The following is an 18,606-nucleotide window of genomic DNA, read 5'->3' on the forward strand; positions in this document are numbered from 1 at the left end:
TTGGGAGTGGGGAAATGGATATTTACGAGAGAATCAATGAATTGTACGACCGTAAACGCGAGATCGAACTTGGTGGTGGCGAAGAGCGCATCAAAAAGCAGCACGATAAAGGCAAGCTGACAGCGCGTGAACGAATTGATTTATTAGTCGATGAGGGAACATTTGTTGAACTGAGCCCGTTTGTTGAACATCGCACAACCGATTTCGGTATGGCAGAAGGTCCTGGTGAAGGGGTAGTCACGGGGTACGGTAAAGTAAATGGCAGAGCGATTTACTTGTTTTCGCAGGACTTTACTGTTTTTGGTGGAGCTTTAGGGGAAATGCATGCGAAAAAAATTGCCAATGTCATGGATTTAGCTGCGCGAAACGGCGCACCTTTTATCGGGTTAAACGATTCCGGTGGTGCACGTATTCAAGAAGGTGTCTTGTCCCTAGATGGCTATGGCCAAATTTTTTATCGCAACTCGATTTATTCTGGAGTTATTCCGCAAATCTCTGTTATTATGGGACCTTCTGCAGGTGGCGCAGTTTATTCGCCAGCGATTACGGACTTTGTGTTTATGGTCGATAAAACGAGCCAAATGTTTATTACTGGACCGAAAGTCATTGAAACCGTTACTGGTGAGAAAATTTCCTCTGAAGACCTTGGAGGATCGAAAGTACATACAGCAATTAGCGGCAATGCGCACTTCCGTGGGGATTCAGAACAAAAAGTGCTGGAAATGGTACGTCAATTGATTAGCTATTTGCCGCAGAATAATACGGAAATGCCTCCACGTCTGGATGGTGGAGAAGAAGATGATTACCGTCCAGATTTAGCTGACGTCGTCCCTTTTGAAGCGATTCGGCCATATGACGTGCGTAAGGTAGTTGAGCAAGTTGTCGATAAAGACAGTTTCATGGAAGTGCAACCAGAATTTGCGCGTAACATTGTTATTGGCCTGGCACGCATCAAAGGGGAAACGGTTGGGTTAATCTGTAACCAACCGAAAGTCATGGCAGGCGGGCTTGATATCGATTCTTCTGATAAAGCAGCCCGTTTTATTCGCTTCTGTGATTCGTTTAATATTCCGCTGATTACATTTGAAGATGTTACAGGATTTTTCCCAGGTATTAAGCAAGAACACGGCGGTATTATCCGTCACGGAGCGAAAATTTTATATGCTTATTCAGAAGCAACTGTGCCTAAAATGACTGTGATCCTAAGAAAAGCATACGGCGGTGCTTACGTTGCACTTAACTCTAAATCTATCGGTGCAGATTTGGTTTATTCATGGCCAAATGCAGAAATTGCGGTTATGGGTCCAAATGGCGCAGCGAATATCATTTTTGCACGCGAAATCGCGGCAAGCGACAACCCAGAAGAAACGCGTGCAGCAAAAATTGAGGAATACCGTGTTAAGTTCGCGAATCCTTATGTTGCGGCTGCTCGTGGCATGGTCGATGATGTTATTGACCCACGCGAAACGCGCATCAAATTGATTCAAGCATTAGAAATGATGCGCAATAAAAAAGATACGCGTCCTGCAAAAAAACACGGCAATATGCCGCTGTAAGATATAGAAGGAGTGTTTTAGATGAATAGCGAAAGATTAATGGATGAATTTTTGGAATTGCTTCAAATTGATTCTGAAACAAAACACGAAGGCGTCATTTCTCTAATTTTAAAAACTAAGCTTGAAGCGATGGGTTTTCATGTTGTAATAGACAATACAGCTGAAGTTACAGGTCATGGTGCAGGTAATATTATTGCTACACTGCGGGGAACATTAAGTCATGTTGCGCCTATATATTTCACAGTTCACATGGACACCGTTACACCGGGAGTAGGTGTTAAACCTGAAATTCGTGACGGCTACGTTTATTCAGACGGCACGACGATTTTAGGTGCAGATGACAAAGCAGGTATTGCTGCTTTGTTTGAAATGATCCGGGTGCTTCAGGAACAGCAAATTGAGCATGGCGATATTCAATTGGTTATTACAGCTGGAGAAGAAAGTGGCTTGGTCGGTGCGAAAGAAATGGATCCTTCGCTATTAATTGCAAAATACGGCTATGCCGTAGACAGCGACGGTAAAGTTGGGGGTATTGTTACAGCTGCACCAAACCAAGCGAAATTGTGGACGACCATTTATGGGAAAACAGCACATGCTGGAATTGCACCAGAAAAAGGAATTTCAGCTATTAGTATTGCTGCAAAAGCGATTGCTAAAATGACCTTAGGCCGTATAGATGAAGAAACAACAGCAAATATCGGACATTTTGAAGGTGGCGGTGCTACTAATATTGTTTGTGATGAAGTCCATATTTTGTCAGAAGCACGTTCAATTAGCGAAGACAAACTAGCTGCACAAACTATCCACATGGAAACTGTTTTTGAACAAGTAGCAGAAAACCTAGGTGGACGTGCAAAAACAGAAGTTAAACTAATGTATCCAGGATTCTACTTTGATGACATGGATCCAGTTGTTGAAATTGCTCAAAAAGCAGCAGCTAAAATCGGTCGTCCGTCGCCAATCCTAACAAGTGGAGGCGGTAGTGATGCTAATATTTTCAACGGTTTTGGTGTCCCTACTGTTAACTTATGTGTAGGCTATGAAGAAATCCATACAAAAAATGAACGGATGCCAATCGAAGAACTTGAAAAATTGACGGAATTACTCGTTGAAATTGTTAAAGAATCAACTACCAACTAACTAATAGAAGCTTCACAGAAAAGAGAGAACAGGATGTATGTTCTCTCTTTTTTTGATACACTGAAAAGAAAAGAAAAGTGGAGAGCGCTTTATGGCTAGCCGAGTTATTTTTCATATTGATATGAATAGTTTTTATGCTTCCGTTGAACAATCACACAATCCGGAACTAAAAGGCAAAGCGATTGCTATTGCTGGAAATCCCAAAGAACGTAAAGGCATTATCGTTACGTGTTCCTACGAAGCGAGAGCCTATGGCATTTACACGACGATGCAAGTACATGAAGCCAAACGTAAGTTTCCTGGACTTTTAGTATTGCCACCGAATTTTGAACGTTACCGGACAGCCTCTAAAGCAATGTTCGAGATTTTGCGTTCCTATACGGAGATGGTCGAACCCGTATCGATTGACGAGGGCTATGTGGACGTCACGGAATTGACACAACAACAGCATGCACTTGAAATTGCTAAAAACATTCAACAACGTTTGCTTGCCGAATTAGACTTGCCTTGCTCTATTGGCATTGCTCCTAATAAATTTTTAGCCAAAACGGCTTCCGATATGAAAAAACCGATGGGCATTACGATATTGCGAAAACGCGATATTCAAACTTTACTATGGCCAAATCCCGTCATTGATATGCATGGTATTGGTGACAGTACAGCAACGAGGCTAAAAAATTTGAAAATCGAAACGATCGGTGAGTTGGCTCTAGCAAATGAAGGGTTGATTAAAGAAAAGATGGGTAAAAATGGAGTTCGCCTGCAGGCACGTGCCAATGGTATCGATGACCGTCAAGTTGATCCCGATTCGATTTATGATACAAAAAGTGTGGGTACGTCAACTACCCTACCGGTAGATGAAACAGATGAACAAAATTTAAAAGCCTTATTTCGTCAGCTCAGTGAAAAAGTGGCTAACCGTCTAGAAGCTAAAGAATTAGCGGGTCCCACCGTCAGCATTCAAACCCGCAGCTCTGATTGGAAAAACAGAACGCGCAGCGTTACGCTAAACAACACGGTTTGGAAAGCCGATGATATTCACCGCAATGCATGGCAATTGTTTACGAAGCATTGGAACGGTGAGCCTTTGCGGCTGATTGGCGTGACGGTGTCGAATGTGGCTGCTAAAGTCGATATGACAGAACAATTGTCGATTTTCAATTTCCAAGAACATGCTAAAGAAGAACCCATCCTCGATTTGATGGCTAAACTGGAAAGTCGTTTTGGGAAAAGTGTCTTAACACGAGGAACAAAAATAAAAAAAGCAAACTACGATTCCCAAACAAGCTTTAGTAAAGATTTTCTTGACGATCATGAACATGACAGAAAGTAGGAGACATATGCAATTATTATTTCTTGGTACCGGTGCTGGAATGCCTTCTAAACAACGTAATACTTCTGCATTAGTACTAAAATTGCTGGAAGAAAGGGGAACTGTTTGGTTATTTGACTGCGGAGAAGCGACGCAGCACCAAATTCTCCATACAACCATTAAGCCGCGCAAAATCGAAAAAATCTTTATTACTCATATGCATGGAGATCATATTTTCGGCTTGCCTGGCCTTCTTGGGTCTCGGTCATTCCAAGGAGGGGATGAAGCACTTGAAATTTATGGTCCCTCGGGAATTAAAGAATACATCGAAATGACGTTAAAATTGAGTCGTACGCATTTAACTTACTCGGTTGTTTATCATGAATTAGTAGAAGGTTTGTTATTTGAGGATGAGCTAATGACAGTAGAAACCCGGTTGCTAGATCATGTTATTCCGTCCTATGGTTTTAGAATTACCCAAAAACCATTGCCGCCGAAGTTACTTATTAACAAAGCACTAGCTCTTGGTGTTCCAAAAGGTCCGTTACTAGCGAAGTTAAAAAATGGGGAAGATGTGGAAACCCTTACTGGTCAATTAGTCCGTAGTGAAGATGTAACTGAGCCAGAAGAGCGAGGATTTGTTGTTGCAATTCTGGGAGATACGCGGTTTTGTCACGCTGCTGTCGAGTTGAGTCAAGGGGCTGATGTTTTAGTGCATGAGGCAACCTTCGATGGAACTGCTAAAAAGATGGCTGGCGAATATGGCCATTCAACCGTATATGATGCTGCTAAAACAGCTCGTTTAGCTGGTGCTACTACATTAATCATGAATCATATTAGTGCACGTTTTTTACCAGAAGACGACAAATTTTTGTTGAAACAAATGAGGGAAATACAGCCACATGGATTTATCGCTCACGATTTTTTAGAGTTGGAATGGCTACAGCACGCTAAAAAAATTAGGAAAAAACAGCCAAGTCATTCCTAGGGAATGGCTTTTTTTGGTTAATGATAAAATTATTTTTGGAAATAATAGAACATACGTTCTTTTTGTGTTAAAATAAAGTTACAGTTGTATGAGGGCGGTTTGGCCATTCCCGTTGAAAGGGGGTGGTATCATGACCATCACAGAATCATTCGGTCTCGTTTTTGCGAGTATCGGATTAACGATCAGCGCGTTAACACTTGTCGTTTCCATGATTTTGGTCATTAACAAAAAAAAATAACCGTCCCATGTGGCGTGGAATGACGGTTATTTTTAAGCCTATATTCCAGCCAACCGCTCTCGTGGCGGCATACAGCTGGCCGAATGCGAAAGCATTCGGTTTTTTACGTTATCTTAAGTATACTAAATCTGAAGTATTTTGCAACCGCCTTATACCCAACCACGTTCATACGGCACTGGAGCGGTGATTTCCGCTTTAAGTTCTTTAGCAGCAGTATATGCCCAATAAGGGTCGCGAAGCAGCTCACGTGCCAGGAAGACCATATCTGCACGCTCATTTTGGAGAATCTCTTCTGCTTGCAACGGACTAGTGATCAAGCCAACTGCACCAGTCGCAATTGGTGTGAGCTTTTTGATGGTTTCTGCAAATGGTACTTGGTAGCCAGGGAATACCGATATGCGGGCTGGTACCACAGCACCAGAACTAACATCGATTAAATCGACGCCTTGCTGTTTCATCCATTGCGACATTTCTACATATTGCTCTGGTGTCATGCCCCCATCACTGTAATCGTGCGCAGAAATTCGAACGAATAGCGGGCCATTCCATATTTCATTGACAACATCTATGACTTGTTTCAAAAGACGATAACGGTTTTCAGCGTTACCGCCGTATAAGTCGCTCCGTTTATTGATTAAAGGAGACAAGAATTGGTTGATTAAGTATCCATGTGCTGCATGAATTTCGATGACATCGAATCCGGCTTTTTTCGCGCGGATCGCTCCGTTTTTAAACGCTTCAATTGTTTCTTCAATGTCTCTTAAAGACATTTCTTTGGGTGTTTGATAGCTGTCATCAAAAGCAATAGCACTTGCAGAATAGATAATGCCGTCAACTGTTGCTTTTCTACCAGCGTGTGCCAATTGAATGCCAGTTTTGGCACCGTTTTGTTTCATCAACCGGACAACTTCTGCTTGTCCATCAATCTGGTAATCATTCCAAATGCCAAGATCTCTTGATGAAATGCGACCTTGTGGTTGAACTGCTGTTGCTTCTGTAATAATGAGACCGACGCCTCCGACTGCACGACTTGGATAATGAACGCGGTGCCAGTCTGTTATTTTGCCATCTTCTTGATCGCTTTGGTACATACACATCGGTGCCATAACGATACGATTTTTAAAAACAGTTTCTTTGATTGTAAATGATTCAAATAGCTTTGCCATGGAATGCCCTCCTCATATAGATACAACTACAAATTATACAGCAGCATTTATTTAAATTCTTTTCCAAGCGCTTGAGATCGTTGGGAGGCTTTCGTGACACATTGTCCGACAATGTCTTTAAAGTTATTTTCTGCCAGTGAGTTCAGACCTGCTGCAGTTGTGCCGTTTGGACTGGTTACTTTTATTCGCAACTCAGCAAAATCTTCTTGTTGCAGCATTTCAGCAGCACCTGCAAAAGTTTGGCGTACTAGTTTTTTTGCATCGGCAGGGGACAATCCATTTTCAATAGCCGCTTCAGTCATTGCTTCAGCAAAATAATAAATATAAGCTGGTCCACTTCCTGCAACTCCAGTAACGGCATGCAATTGTTCTTCTTCAACGACTGTGACACCGCCAATCGACGACAGTAGATCTCGTAATTCATGTTGCTGTTCCAGCGAAACGTGTTTGCTCCATGCGACGCCGGTCGCCGATTTCCCGATTTTCGCAGAAGTATTTGGCATTGCACGTGCGACTGGAAAATCTCCGACATGTTTTTGAATCGTTGCGATTGAAACGCCTGCTGCGACAGACAAGATAACCGTGTTCCCCGTCAATTTTTCTTTAATTCCACTGAGTGCTGCTTCTACATCTTTTGGTTTCATCGCAAGTAAGACGAAATTGGCATCTTTTAATTCTGTTTGTTCCTCGCAAACGATATTTACACCATATTCGTCACTTAGAAATTCAAGTCGGTCCTGATCTGATCGGTTCATCACCGAAATTTCTTCTGGTTTCATAATTCGCTTATTGATCCAGCCATGAATCATGGATTCAGCCATGGATCCGGCTCCAACACAGACAATTTTCATTGGTATCACTCTCTTTCCTCATAATAAAAAGCGCATTCGTCCCTGTTTATACAAGGACGAAAACGCTTTGTTTCCGCGGTACCACCTAAGTTTGCCATGAAGACACCACTCAATATCCATAACGCGGACAGACGGCCGTGTTTTCACGGCAGCTCAAAAGCAGGTTCTACAAAGGAGAGGGGGCGTGCATTTCAGCTAAAGCAACACTCTCTTGACACCTTCACTTTGTGTACTAATCTTTATCTTCGCTCACATATGTTAATAAATTATAGAGGATAGCTTGACTCTTTGTCAAATAGCGTAAAGAAGTGACGATTTCAAATTTTCCATGTATGATAGATGAATAGTGATTCACTTAGAGGAGAGGGTTAATTTGACTTTACATAAGATTATTATTCCGACACCGTTTGCTGTAGGAGATGTTAATTCTTACTTGATACAAGGTGACATGCTAACTTTGATCGATGCCGGACCTAAAACTCCCGAAGCTTGGCTCGCTTTAAAAGCGGGACTTAAAGAATTTGGTGCAGAACCAAAAGATGTTGACCAAGTTGTACTAACGCATCATCACCCGGATCATTCGGGGTGGGTAGACGGCTTTGAGAACGCGAAATTATACGGACATCCTTATAATGATCCTTGGCTTCGCCGTGACCAAGATTTTTTTGATTACCATGACGCATTTTACTTGGAAAGATTAAAGGAAGAAGGAGTTCCAGGCGATTTGCATTTTTGGGTTAAAAAAATGAAACGGCCCTTAAATTTAATGGGCAATCGTCCACTAGATATGTTCATTAATGAAGGAGATACGCTACCAGGACACACTGAGTGGCAAGTTCTTGAAACACTGGGACATGCACAGAGCCACTTATCATTTTGGAATGCACAGACGCGTGAAATGATTGGAGGCGATCATGTGATCGCGACTGTATCTTCCAATCCATTAATAGAACCACCACTAGATCCTGCACTCGGCCGCCCGAAATCGTTGCTTCAATATAATGCTTCGCTCAGACGCTTACTAAAAATGCCGATTGATGTGATTTACAGTGGTCATGGTGAAGAAGTACGCAATGTCAACGAATTGATTACTTCTCGTTTAACAAAGCAACATCAACGTGCCATGAAAACGCTTGGCATTATTGGGAAAGGTCAGTGCACGGTTTATGAACTGACAAAAGAACTGTTTGCTCATGCTTACGAAAAAGAATTAGGACTTACCTTATCGGAAACCATTGGCCAAATTGACTACTTGTTAGAAGACGGTTCCATCATAGAGCAGTTGAGTAAAGATGGCATTTTCTACTACAGTAAAGTATAGCTCGGCGGATAATTGCAACTATTTCGTATAACAGGTAAAATTAATTGAACAGTGTAGACATCACGAATTTACAGGAAAAGGAATGGGTAGCTTTGAAAAAATGGAGTTTATTTTTAGCTAGTATCCTGCTACTTGCAGCATGCTCAAATGAAGAAACTGAACCGGCTAAAACAAAAGAAAAAGACGAACCGGAGATGGCAGTCGAACAAAAAAGTATGACAGAAGAAGGATTTATCACTCAAGTCGATGGAGAAAGCATCCTTGTCAATAATATCTATTTCAGCATTCCTGAAGATGTTAACGTTCAGTTAAGTGATGGCGCTAAAACGACTGAAGGTGTAATTCGTGATATTCGTACAGGGATGAAAGTTAGCATGGACTATCAAGGTCCGCTTGCAGAGTCTTTTCCTATGCAAGGAGAGGCGGAAACCATTACGATTCTAACGGACGAGGATTCTGTCAAACAATCAGAAGCACTTGAAGCATTTATCAATGGCGAGCAATTGCCAAAATTGATTATGATGGGGCAACCAATTGTTCGCGACAACGAAATCGGATTTTTGTTCAGCAATATGGAGGCAGGAAAAATGTCTGAAGTGCGTATCGATCTTGATACGCATGAATATACTATAAGTGGAGAACTAAATGAGTAATCAAAAAGTAGCTGCGGCTGCTTTTTTTTTTTGAAAATTTCTGCTCGTATGTGTTGCACTTACTAAATATCCATGATATTATGTGTATATTAATATAATAAGTTGCATAAAAATACATTGGAGGTTTTCATATTGACTAAAAAGATTGTACTCGCATACTCAGGTGGATTAGATACATCGGTGGCCATCCCGTGGCTCAAAGAAGAAGGCTACGACGTTGTCGCTGTGTGCCTGGATATCGGGGAAGGAAAAGATTTGGATTTTATTAAACAAAAAGCGCTTCAAGTGGGAGCGGTTGAAAGTTATATGATTGATGCAAGAGACGAATTTGCAGATGAATATGCATTAATCTCGTTGCAAGCTCATACATTGTATGAAGGGAAATATCCATTGGTGTCTGCCTTGTCTCGTCCACTGATTTCAAAAAAATTAGTTGAAATTGCAGAAGCAACTGGATCAACTGCAGTAGCACATGGGTGTACGGGCAAAGGCAATGATCAAGTACGTTTTGAAGTTTCGATCAAGTCGTTAAACCCGAATCTTGAAGTTGTAGCACCAGTTAGACAATGGGGATGGTCACGTGATGAAGAAATCGCTTATGCAAAACTGCATAATATTCCAATCCCAGTGAATTTGGATAGCCCATTTTCAATCGATCAAAATCTATGGGGACGTGCCAACGAATGTGGCGTATTGGAAAACCCATGGACTACTCCACCAGAAGAAGCTTATGACATTACAAATTCTCTTGAAACAACACCAGATACAGCGGATATTGTTGAAATCGAATTCGTTAACGGAGTTCCAACTCAATTAAACGGTATTTCGTACTCATTTTCTAAATTGATCTTAGAACTAAATGAGATTGCTGGGAAACATGGTGTCGGCAGAATTGACCATATTGAAAACCGTTTAGTCGGGATCAAATCTCGTGAGGTATATGAAGCTCCTGCAGCGATGACATTAATCGCAGCGCATAAAGAGTTGGAAGATATTACGTTGGTGAAAGAAATGGCTCATTTCAAACCAGTAATCGAGAAAAAATTGACTGAATTAATTTATGAAGGTTTGTGGTTCTCTCCGTTACGTGTTGCACTTGAAGCGTTCTTAAAAGAAACGCAAGTGTTTGTTAACGGAACTGTGCGTGTGAAGTTGTTTAAAGGTCATGCCATAATCGAAGGACGTAAGTCAGCAAATTCACTTTACAATGAACAATTAGCGACGTACTCGACAGATGATACATTTAACCACGCGTCTGCAGTTGGCTTTATTGAGTTATGGGGTCTTCCGACAGTTGTGAACTCTATGGTCAACAAAAAAGAAGTGGCAGTTCCTGAAGACTTAAAAGAGAAGGTGAAAGCATGACCAAACTGTGGGGCGGCCGTTTTCAAAAATCGGCCGAACAGTGGGTCGATGAATTTGGTGCTTCCATTGCTTATGACCAAAAGTTGGTCATGGAAGATTTGGAAGGCAGCACGGCGCATGTAAAAATGCTGTCTGCTTGCGAAATTCTTTCTAAAGAAGATGCAAAGCTTATTTTGTCTGGTCTTGCGACACTTAAACAAAAAGCGCAAGACGGGGATTTGGAGTTTAGCGTATCAAATGAAGACATCCACTTAAACTTAGAAAAACAGTTGATCGATGAAATAGGTCCAGTTGGCGGTAAATTGCATACAGCCAGAAGTCGGAATGACCAAGTAGCGACAGATATGCATTTGTATTTGAAAAATCGTGTTGGCGAAATTATTGATGCCGTTACGGCTTTCCAAGATGCGATTGTCACGCAAGCGGAAGCGCATGTGGAAACGATTGTCCCAGGTTATACGCATCTTCAACGTGCACAACCCATTTCTTTTGGTCATCACTTGATGACGTATTTTTGGATGTTGCAGCGCGATAAAGAACGGTTAACAGAATCGTTGAAACGCATCGATATTTCACCGCTTGGAGCGGGAGCGATGTCGGGAACAACTTTTCCGATTGACCGCGAAATGTCAGCAAAACTGCTAGGATTTTCAACTGTTTATCAAAATAGTTTAGACGCTGTCAGTGACCGTGACTTTATTTTGGAATTTCTTAGCAATTCGTCGATGTTGATGATGCACATGTCGCGTTTTGCGGAAGAAATTATTCTATGGTCGAGTGAGGAATTTCGTTTTATCGAGTTAGATGATACGTTCTCTACAGGATCAAGTATTATGCCGCAGAAGAAAAATCCCGATATGGCAGAATTAATACGTGGAAAAACGGGACGTGTTTACGGCAATTTATTTGGCTTGCTGACGACATTGAAAGGCCTGCCACTGGCTTATAACAAAGACTTGCAAGAAGACAAAGAAGGTATGTTTGATACGGTCCATACCTTACTGGGTTCTTTGCCGATTTTTGAAGGCATGATCCGGACCATGACAGTGCGTACAGAATCTATGGAAAAAGCGGTACACATGGATTTTTCGAATGCTACCGAATTGGCGGACTATCTTGCTGCCAAAGGGATGCCGTTTAGAGAAGCGCATGACGTGACCGGGAAACTCGTTTTCACTTGCATTCAGCGTGGATATTTCTTAAAAGATTTGCCACTTGCTGACCTTCAACAAGCAAGTTCGCTAATCGATGAAGACATTTACCATACCTTAAAGCCGAGAACTGCAGTCGAGAGAAGAAACTCACTGGGAGGCACAGGTTTTGAACAAGTACATCATCAATTGGGACTTGCCAAGCAACTCATCGGGTAAACAGTCCATTCCCTATAGAGCCGCTAGCGATTGGTACTCGCTGTCGGTCCATAGAAGTCGATTTTCCTCTTCCCCTTGGAAAATCGGCTTCTATTTTTTGTGTAATACGCGTATTTTTGGAATTAGGCGGGTTTTTTAAAGAACGGAAAAAACAATATGCTCTAGGAATATTTTTATTGAAGATTGTCGCATTCCTCGGTGTGTTGCCTCCGCGCATTATTAGTTGGGTAGTAATGAAGAAACTCTAACACCCGAATATTTGGTGTGACCAAAATACTTCATAAAGTAGCTGTATTTTTACTTACTATGTAGTAAATTACATAAGTATAATAGCAAAAAACCAAAAAACGCTAACAACAAAAAATCAGAATTACTTGCGAATAAGACGAGAGCTTGCTTACTTTTCTTAGAAGTAAGCAAGCAGCAAGTAATCTCGTGGAAAAAATAGAGGGTTGTAATAGATTATTTGTCCACAAAGATTTCACAGGTGCTAGAGCAGTGTTTCATCTTTAAATTTGGTAAGATGAGAAGAACACAGGAAGGAGAATTACTAGTGGCATCTGATATTAATTTATTTTTGGCTTTTGGTGCTGGCTTTTTAAGTTTTATTTCGCCATGTACATTGCCCTTGTATCCTGCATTTTTATCCTATATAACGGGTATGACGATGGATGAAATAAAGAACGATAAAAAAGTTATGCAACGACGAGGGATGTATCATACTCTATTTTTCTTACTAGGATTTTCAACAATATTCATTGCACTCGGTTTCAGTACATCGTTTTTCTATGAATGGTTTGTCCTTTATGATGACTTGATCCGTCAAATAGGTGCTATCTTTATTGTTCTATTTGGGTTGATGATTGTGGGTGTCTTTTCACCGAAATTCCTTATGCAAGATCGCAAGTTTTCGTTTAAGAATCGTCCGTCTGGATTTTTAGGAACATTCGTTATCGGGTTAGCGTTTGCTGCCGGATGGACACCGTGTACGGGGCCTATCACTGCAGCTATTTATGCTCTTGCTGCCACTAATCCAGGATCTGGTGTTTGGTATATGTTGGCCTATGTTCTTGGCTTTGCTATTCCGTTTTTCGTCTTATCGTTCTTTGTCGCCCGCATGGGTTGGTTACGTAAGCATAACCAAAAAATCATGAAAATTGGTGGCTATGTTATGATTGGTGTGGGCATACTATTGTTTTTTGATGGTATGACGTATCTAATTCGTATTCTAAGTCCAATTTTTGGTGATTTCCAAGGGTTTTAAATTGACGTTAGGCAGGTGGAAATGATGGAAACCATTACAAAGATAGAAGAATATCAATCTAAAATTAGTGAAGAACAGTCATTTTTACTTTTTGTCAAAACAGACAATTGCTCAGTTTGTGAAGGCTTACGTCCTCAAGTTGAAGATTTTGAAGATGATTATAAAACGCCTTTCTATTTGGTCAATGCTGCCGAAATGCCAGAATTGGCAGGACAGCTGATGCTTTTTACAGCACCTGTCGTTTTATTGTTCCGACAAGGAAAAGAAATAAACCGTTTTGCACGATTTGTGCCAATCGATGAGTTACGTCACCGATTAAATGGGTTGGAGGAGAGTTTAAATGTTTGATCAAATCCCTGCCGAAGTGTATTTGATCGTTTCAACGGTCGGTGCTTTTGCGATGGGTTTGCTGGCAATGTTTATCCGTACAAAATCGGCAAAAAAACCGGCGACGGTCAAGAAAATCATTTTGCCGCCATTTTTTATGTCAACCGGTGCATTGATGTTCATCTTTCCGTTTTTTCGCGTTCCGCCCATGCAGATTCTCGAGGCGCTAGCAGTAGGCATTCTTTTTTCAACTGTCTTAATATGGACTTCCCGATTTGAAGTCCGTGATGGAGATATTTACTTGAAAAAGTCAAAAGCCTTTGTCTTTATCTTGTTCGGGCTATTGCTAGTACGAGTTATTGGGAAAGTCGTTTTGAGTTCGAGTATAGACATTGGCGAACTAGCAGGCATGTTCTGGATTTTGGCCTTTGGTATGCTTTGGCCGTGGCGAATTTCAATGCTTTGGCAATATAAAAAAATCGCAGCAAAAAACAAAAGCGCTATTCCCACTTAAGGGAGTAGCGCTTTTTACTGTTCAAAATATTGTTCGTACGGACTTACATCAATTTTAAGTTCTGCTAGTTTTTTTCGCAGAAATTTATGATCTCGCTTTGGGGTTGCTAGGATATACCCACGGATAATATGCTCGAGTTTCATTTTTTTAGCTTTTTCTTCAAGTAAAACCTGACCGATTCTGCCGGCGATTTTCTGTTTTGCTACCGGACGAAATAAATCAGGAACCGGCTGAACCAGCTCGTTTAACATTGCCTTTTCTTCGTCGCCCCATAAATGAATCGTTTTATCAACGTAGTATTCTTCCCAGTTCAAATCTGAAAGTCCGTCTTCTTTCGGCATAGACTTCAGAAACTTTCTGAACATGAAATATCCACCAATGGCAAAAAGTCCTACCAGTACGAATACCCAAAATAGGATAAACCACAAAAACCAGCCATTCAGTTCCATATTGTTTCACCTCATTTTTCCATTACTTCTATTATAGAAGGATTTAGAAAGAAATTCATCAAAAATGTATCTCTTTTTTCTATCTGTGTCTATATAGCGAATGAAAGGAGGTGAAGAACATGGCCTTTAGTGATTTTAAGAACGCTAGCATTCGTTTTACCTACGATAATGGGTTGGATGTTAACGGCAAAGTAAAGAGAAAGTTTAAATCGTACCATAATGTCAAAGAAGCAGCAGCTGCAGATGGAATCTTTGAAACAGCCGCTGTCTTGACGAATTTCGGAACGAAGACATTGATGGATGTTGAAAAACAATCCGCAATGACAATCTATCAGTAATTATTTTGAGGAGGAGTACAGATGGCAAAAACATTAGAATTGATTTTCACAACTGCTGCAGGAAAAGATGTGACGTTGACCGTAGATGAGCCGCGTGCGAATGTGACAGATGCGGAATTGCTGACAGGTATGCAAGCAATCATCACACAAAACGTCTTTGAAGTCGAAGGTTCTTCTTTCACTTCGATAAAAGGTGCACGAGTCATCGAACGAAATGTATTAGAATACGAAGTATAATCACGAAGCTCTCCTAATTTGGGAGAGCTTTTTTTATCAGATGAATGAGGAGGTAAAGCTTATGGCTGAGTGGATGCAATGGGTTCAAGAACTTGGTTTCCCTATTTTTGTATCTTTTTATTTGATGCACCGTGTGGAAGCGAAATTAGTCGCCATTCACGATGCACTCATCACATTAAAGCTGTCTTGATTTCACAAAATCGTGACAATGGCGGTTTAACATGTATTGTGCTGTTTCTATACTTTCGCTATGATGAAAGAGATGAAAGAGTGGAGGCAGTTTTATGCGATTTATTTCTTTTTCAGCATTAGTAAGTTTGGTGCTGCTATTATCAGCATGTGGTAGTTCTACAATTGAAGATTTTTCTTATACAGATCAACGTGGAGATTCAGTGAGCTTAGAAGATTTAAAAGGAACGCCTTGGCTAGCGACTTTTGTTTTTACAAATTGTACGACGGTTTGTCCACCGATGACCTTCAATTTAAGCGATATTCAACAAGAGTTGGCTGCATCGGGTTTGGAAGATTATAAAATTGTAGCATTTAGCGTTGATCCGGTCGTGGATACACCTGAAACGCTGCAAAACTATTTGGCTCAGTATTCGGTTCCAGATGAATCGAAATGGCATTTGCTAACAGGCTATACCCAACTGGAAATCACTGATTTTGCAAAAAATAACTTTAGTTCATTTGTCCGAAATGACCCTGAGAGTGATCAGGTCATACACGGTACTAATTTTTATCTAGTGGACCAAAAAGGAGTTGTCGTTAATAACTACGACGGCTTTGAAGATGTACCCGTTGAAGATATTAAAAAAGACTTAGGCAAATTAATCGAAGAAAATTAAAGCTTTAAAACATATCAATTCTTGAAGAATTCTGGATACTCAGGACTTTAGAGAAGGTATGTTTTTTGTTGAAAATAATAAAGTTAAATTAAAATTTTGTTGTTTAGCTTGTTTTGACGTTGGCTATACGGTGAGATTTAGTGGGGCTGAAAATAAGTGGACTTACTTTTAAAAAATCTTTTTGAAGCAACGATTAATATAAAAGGAGTGCCCATTCACAAACGAATGGGCACTCCTTTTGTGTTCTGAATTTAGTGTTTGTGACTTTATAGATCAAGGCTTAGTCAAAGTTCTTTTTTTTCTTTACCTAAGAGATCTCTAATTTCTAAAAGGATTTCCTGCGTTTTGTCCAACACTTCTGGTTCTTCCTCAGCAGGTACATCTTTCTTGCGTTTCATTTTTGTAAAGAGACGGATCACCATAAAGATAGAGAAAGCAATAATGAAAAAGTCAATAATCGATTGGATAAATAAACCGTAATTTAAAACAACATCGTTAAATGTATAACTCCAATTTTCAACGCTTATTCCGCCTACTAATATGCCAACTACTGGCATAATGATGTCTTCAACTAAAGAAGAAACGACTTTCCCAAAAGCAGCTCCAATAACCACCGCTACAGCAAGGTCGAGAACATTTCCTTTCAAAGCAAATTTCTTGAAATCTTCCCACATAATTTTCACCTCCTGTCCTAATGAATAATTCTATCAGAAGTATTCAGAAAATTAAAGTTATTTTCAGCTTTTATATAAGCAGTCTATTGACGAGAAAAGGCATTGCAACAGCAGATATGCTACACTAAAACAAAGGAATGATTAGGTGTGGAGAAATGAAAAAAAAGAAAATACCCAAAAAATACAAGCGTCAACTAGGTTGTCTGATTTTGTTTATCCCTGCAGCGGTCGTTATAGCGACGGTTGGGGTCCTCCTGTTTATGCTTTTTAATGCAACTTCAGTAGTTGACAAAATAAAAGAAGCACCAAGCCATTTGATCGAACTCAAAGTACCGGAAGAAAACATTCCGCTTTATCAAGAAGCGGCAGACGCCTATAACATCCCCTGGACGTTACTGGCAGCTCATCACCGGATTGAAACTAGGTTTTCAACGATGGATCCGTTATTATCGCCAGTTGGTGCAGAAGGACATTTGCAATTTATGCCTTGTACATTTGTCGGGTGGAGCCATCCCAGTTGTTCAGGTCAAGGCCAAGGCGATATTAGTGAAGAAGATAAAACAAATCTCGACGTCATTGCCTATTATGGTGGATACGGAGTTGATGGCAATGGAGACGGCATTGCCGATCCATATAATTTAGCGGACTCTCTTTACAGTGCTGCGAATTATTTATCACAAAATGGTGCGGCTGAAGGCGATTTAGAGAATGCTATTTTTCAATACAATCACAGTGATGAATATGTAGCGGATGTCCTTCATTATTATCGGTTATATGAAGAAGAATTTAATTAAAGAAAAAAAGAGTGGACAATTGTCCACTCTTTTTTAGTAAGTTTTATGATCTTTTTCTCATAGAACCCATAATCAGGCTTAGTACAAATACGAAGATCAAAGCACCAATTAATGCTGGGATGATCGCTACGCCCCAAATAGCTGGACCTAAATCTCCAAGAATCAATCCGCCTAACCAAGCACCGACGATACCTGCGATAATGTTACCAATGATGCCGCCTGGTACATCTTTACCAAGAATCATTCCTGCGATCCAACCGATGATACCACCCATAATTAGATATAAAATAAAACCCATTTTTTCCAGCTCCTTTTAAGGTAATGTATAATTGCTACACTTTAGATATAACCTTATTCAGGACATTTGAAACATAAAAACATAAAAAACTTATAAAAGATGCGCGCCTAAGGTTGTGCTGAAGTGGCGCAAAGCCCAGTCATGCCCCGCTTGATCAAAACTTGCAACCCCTTTTTCATGAATATAAATGGTGAAACCTTTGTTGTACGCATCGACTGCTGTATGTAATACGCAGATATCCGTACAGACGCCAACAATATGAATTTCTTCAATTTTTCGTTCGCGTAGAAGTAACTCCAAATGAGTACCAGCAAAAGCACTATACCTAGTTTTATCCATCCAAACGATCTTTTCACTATGTGTTTCATAAATATCTGCAAGACGTCCATATAATTTGCGACCGTAAGTTCCTCTTATGTTATGAGGAGGAAACAGTTTTGCTTCTGGGTGAAAGGCATCATTTTCTTCGTGCAAATCCACCGGCATGATTACTAACTCGCCATCTTCTAGAAATTCCTCAGTCAAGGAACAAATTTTCTCTTCAATAACTTGCCCGGGTTTTCCACATGTTAAGGCCCCATCATCTGCTACAAAATCTACTGTGTAATCTACTACCAACAATGCTTTTTTCATAGTATGCACTCCTTTCGCAAGTAACTATAAGTATACCGCAAGCTTGCGAACAACACTCAAATAGTTAATTTTTGCAGCTCGCTTTGGAGAAAAAATCCTTGCTATTGTAATCACTTTTCAGTATAATCAGACTATTAAGAAGAGAGGGTGGTCCATATGCAATACGAAAATGTTGAGAAATTGAATAGACAAGCAATGGTTTTTGTCGCAATTCATACATTGCTTATTTTAAATTTTGCTTTGGACTTTGGTTTTTTCACATGATTGGAA

The 18,606-nt window shown here is 40.4% G+C and carries 22 protein-coding genes; 16 read left to right on the top strand and 6 right to left on the bottom strand.

Annotation, left to right across the window (positions count from 1 at the left end):
* Positions 1-14: 14 nt before the first annotated feature.
* The 4 genes from QMF37_RS11550 (at position 15) to rnz (ending at position 4,996) form a co-directional block, all read left to right on the top strand.
* A complete protein-coding gene (locus QMF37_RS11550; protein ID WP_058385480.1) occupies positions 15-1,556 on the top strand; it encodes an acyl-CoA carboxylase subunit beta in 1,542 nt (513 codons plus the stop codon).
* A gap of 21 nt (positions 1,557-1,577) precedes the next feature.
* Entirely contained in the window at positions 1,578-2,696 is a 1,119-nt protein-coding gene (locus QMF37_RS11555) for a M20/M25/M40 family metallo-hydrolase (protein WP_058385479.1), read from the top strand.
* A 91-nt stretch (positions 2,697-2,787) separates the two neighbouring features.
* Positions 2,788-4,029, top strand: coding sequence for a DNA polymerase IV (locus QMF37_RS11560; RefSeq protein WP_071154019.1), 1,242 nt, complete (start codon positions 2,788-2,790; stop codon positions 4,027-4,029).
* Positions 4,030-4,036: 7 nt separating this feature from the next.
* Complete coding sequence (gene rnz / locus QMF37_RS11565; RefSeq protein ID WP_078080364.1) at positions 4,037-4,996, top strand: ribonuclease Z; 960 nt, start codon at positions 4,037-4,039, stop codon at positions 4,994-4,996.
* Positions 4,997-5,383: 387 nt separating this feature from the next.
* Here rnz and namA read toward each other — a convergent pair whose 3' ends face one another.
* Both namA and proC read right to left on the bottom strand, forming a co-directional pair.
* Entirely contained in the window at positions 5,384-6,400 is a 1,017-nt protein-coding gene (gene namA, locus QMF37_RS11570; RefSeq protein ID WP_078080365.1) for an NADPH dehydrogenase NamA, read from the bottom strand.
* A gap of 47 nt (positions 6,401-6,447) precedes the next feature.
* A complete protein-coding gene (gene proC / locus QMF37_RS11575; protein ID WP_078080366.1) occupies positions 6,448-7,251 on the bottom strand; it encodes a pyrroline-5-carboxylate reductase in 804 nt (267 codons plus the stop codon).
* Positions 7,252-7,624: 373 nt separating this feature from the next.
* On the opposite strand from proC, the gene QMF37_RS11580 reads away from it, so the two are divergent.
* The 7 genes from QMF37_RS11580 to QMF37_RS11610 all read left to right on the top strand — a co-directional run bounded on the left by QMF37_RS11580 (position 7,625) and on the right by QMF37_RS11610 (position 14,065).
* Positions 7,625-8,572, top strand: a complete 948-nt coding sequence (locus QMF37_RS11580; protein WP_078080367.1) for an MBL fold metallo-hydrolase — start codon at positions 7,625-7,627, stop codon at positions 8,570-8,572.
* A 92-nt stretch (positions 8,573-8,664) separates the two neighbouring features.
* Positions 8,665-9,225 carry a DUF3221 domain-containing protein gene (locus QMF37_RS11585; RefSeq protein WP_058386911.1) on the top strand — a complete coding sequence of 187 codons (561 nt, stop codon included), beginning with the start codon at positions 8,665-8,667 and terminating at the stop codon, positions 9,223-9,225.
* Between the two features lie 132 nt (positions 9,226-9,357).
* Complete coding sequence (locus QMF37_RS11590) at positions 9,358-10,590, top strand: argininosuccinate synthase (RefSeq protein ID WP_058385474.1); 1,233 nt, start codon at positions 9,358-9,360, stop codon at positions 10,588-10,590.
* Complete coding sequence (gene argH / locus QMF37_RS11595; RefSeq protein WP_071154020.1) at positions 10,587-11,960, top strand: argininosuccinate lyase; 1,374 nt, start codon at positions 10,587-10,589, stop codon at positions 11,958-11,960. The genes QMF37_RS11590 and argH overlap by 4 nt, the downstream gene beginning before the upstream one ends.
* 553 nt (positions 11,961-12,513) lie before the next feature.
* Positions 12,514-13,224, top strand: a complete 711-nt coding sequence (locus tag QMF37_RS11600) for a cytochrome c biogenesis CcdA family protein (protein WP_058385472.1) — start codon at positions 12,514-12,516, stop codon at positions 13,222-13,224.
* Between the two features lie 24 nt (positions 13,225-13,248).
* Complete coding sequence (locus QMF37_RS11605; RefSeq protein ID WP_071154021.1) at positions 13,249-13,572, top strand: thioredoxin family protein; 324 nt, start codon at positions 13,249-13,251, stop codon at positions 13,570-13,572.
* Positions 13,565-14,065 carry a CcdC family protein gene (locus QMF37_RS11610; protein ID WP_071154022.1) on the top strand — a complete coding sequence of 167 codons (501 nt, stop codon included), beginning with the start codon at positions 13,565-13,567 and terminating at the stop codon, positions 14,063-14,065. Before QMF37_RS11605 ends, QMF37_RS11610 begins: the two co-directional genes overlap by 8 nt.
* Before the next feature lie 14 nt (positions 14,066-14,079).
* On the opposite strand, the gene QMF37_RS11615 is transcribed toward QMF37_RS11610, so the two are convergent.
* Positions 14,080-14,514 (bottom strand): DUF2621 domain-containing protein, encoded by a 435-nt coding sequence (locus tag QMF37_RS11615; RefSeq protein ID WP_058385469.1) that lies wholly within the window; start codon positions 14,512-14,514, stop codon positions 14,080-14,082.
* 119 nt (positions 14,515-14,633) lie between these two features.
* Here QMF37_RS11615 and QMF37_RS11620 point away from each other — a divergent pair, with 119 nt between their 5' ends.
* The 4 genes from QMF37_RS11620 (at position 14,634) to QMF37_RS11635 (ending at position 15,937) form a co-directional block, all read left to right on the top strand.
* Positions 14,634-14,852 carry a DUF1659 domain-containing protein gene (locus QMF37_RS11620; RefSeq protein WP_058385468.1) on the top strand — a complete coding sequence of 73 codons (219 nt, stop codon included), beginning with the start codon at positions 14,634-14,636 and terminating at the stop codon, positions 14,850-14,852.
* A 21-nt stretch (positions 14,853-14,873) separates the two neighbouring features.
* Positions 14,874-15,089 carry a DUF2922 domain-containing protein gene (locus QMF37_RS11625; RefSeq protein ID WP_058385467.1) on the top strand — a complete coding sequence of 72 codons (216 nt, stop codon included), beginning with the start codon at positions 14,874-14,876 and terminating at the stop codon, positions 15,087-15,089.
* Positions 15,090-15,150: 61 nt separating this feature from the next.
* Complete coding sequence (locus tag QMF37_RS11630; RefSeq protein ID WP_078080368.1) at positions 15,151-15,279, top strand: YvrJ family protein; 129 nt, start codon at positions 15,151-15,153, stop codon at positions 15,277-15,279.
* A 94-nt stretch (positions 15,280-15,373) separates the two neighbouring features.
* Positions 15,374-15,937, top strand: a complete 564-nt coding sequence (locus QMF37_RS11635) for an SCO family protein (RefSeq protein WP_071154023.1) — start codon at positions 15,374-15,376, stop codon at positions 15,935-15,937.
* A gap of 284 nt (positions 15,938-16,221) precedes the next feature.
* On the opposite strand, the gene mscL is transcribed toward QMF37_RS11635, so the two are convergent.
* Entirely contained in the window at positions 16,222-16,611 is a 390-nt protein-coding gene (gene mscL / locus QMF37_RS11640; protein WP_058385465.1) for a large conductance mechanosensitive channel protein MscL, read from the bottom strand.
* A gap of 155 nt (positions 16,612-16,766) precedes the next feature.
* Here mscL and QMF37_RS11645 point away from each other — a divergent pair, with 155 nt between their 5' ends.
* Complete coding sequence (locus QMF37_RS11645) at positions 16,767-17,405, top strand: lytic transglycosylase domain-containing protein (RefSeq protein WP_071154024.1); 639 nt, start codon at positions 16,767-16,769, stop codon at positions 17,403-17,405.
* 43 nt (positions 17,406-17,448) lie between these two features.
* On the opposite strand, the gene QMF37_RS11650 is transcribed toward QMF37_RS11645, so the two are convergent.
* Both QMF37_RS11650 and QMF37_RS11655 read right to left on the bottom strand, forming a co-directional pair.
* Entirely contained in the window at positions 17,449-17,703 is a 255-nt protein-coding gene (locus QMF37_RS11650) for a GlsB/YeaQ/YmgE family stress response membrane protein (protein WP_071154025.1), read from the bottom strand.
* Between the two features lie 90 nt (positions 17,704-17,793).
* On the bottom strand, positions 17,794-18,336 hold the full coding sequence (locus QMF37_RS11655) for a cysteine hydrolase family protein (protein ID WP_071154026.1): 543 nt from the start codon (positions 18,334-18,336) through the stop codon (positions 17,794-17,796).
* Positions 18,337-18,606: the final 270 nt, after the last annotated feature.

It is taken from the genome of Planococcus sp. S3-L1, from assembly GCF_030063085.1.
GTDB classification, from domain to species: domain Bacteria; phylum Bacillota; class Bacilli; order Bacillales_A; family Planococcaceae; genus Planococcus; species Planococcus kocurii.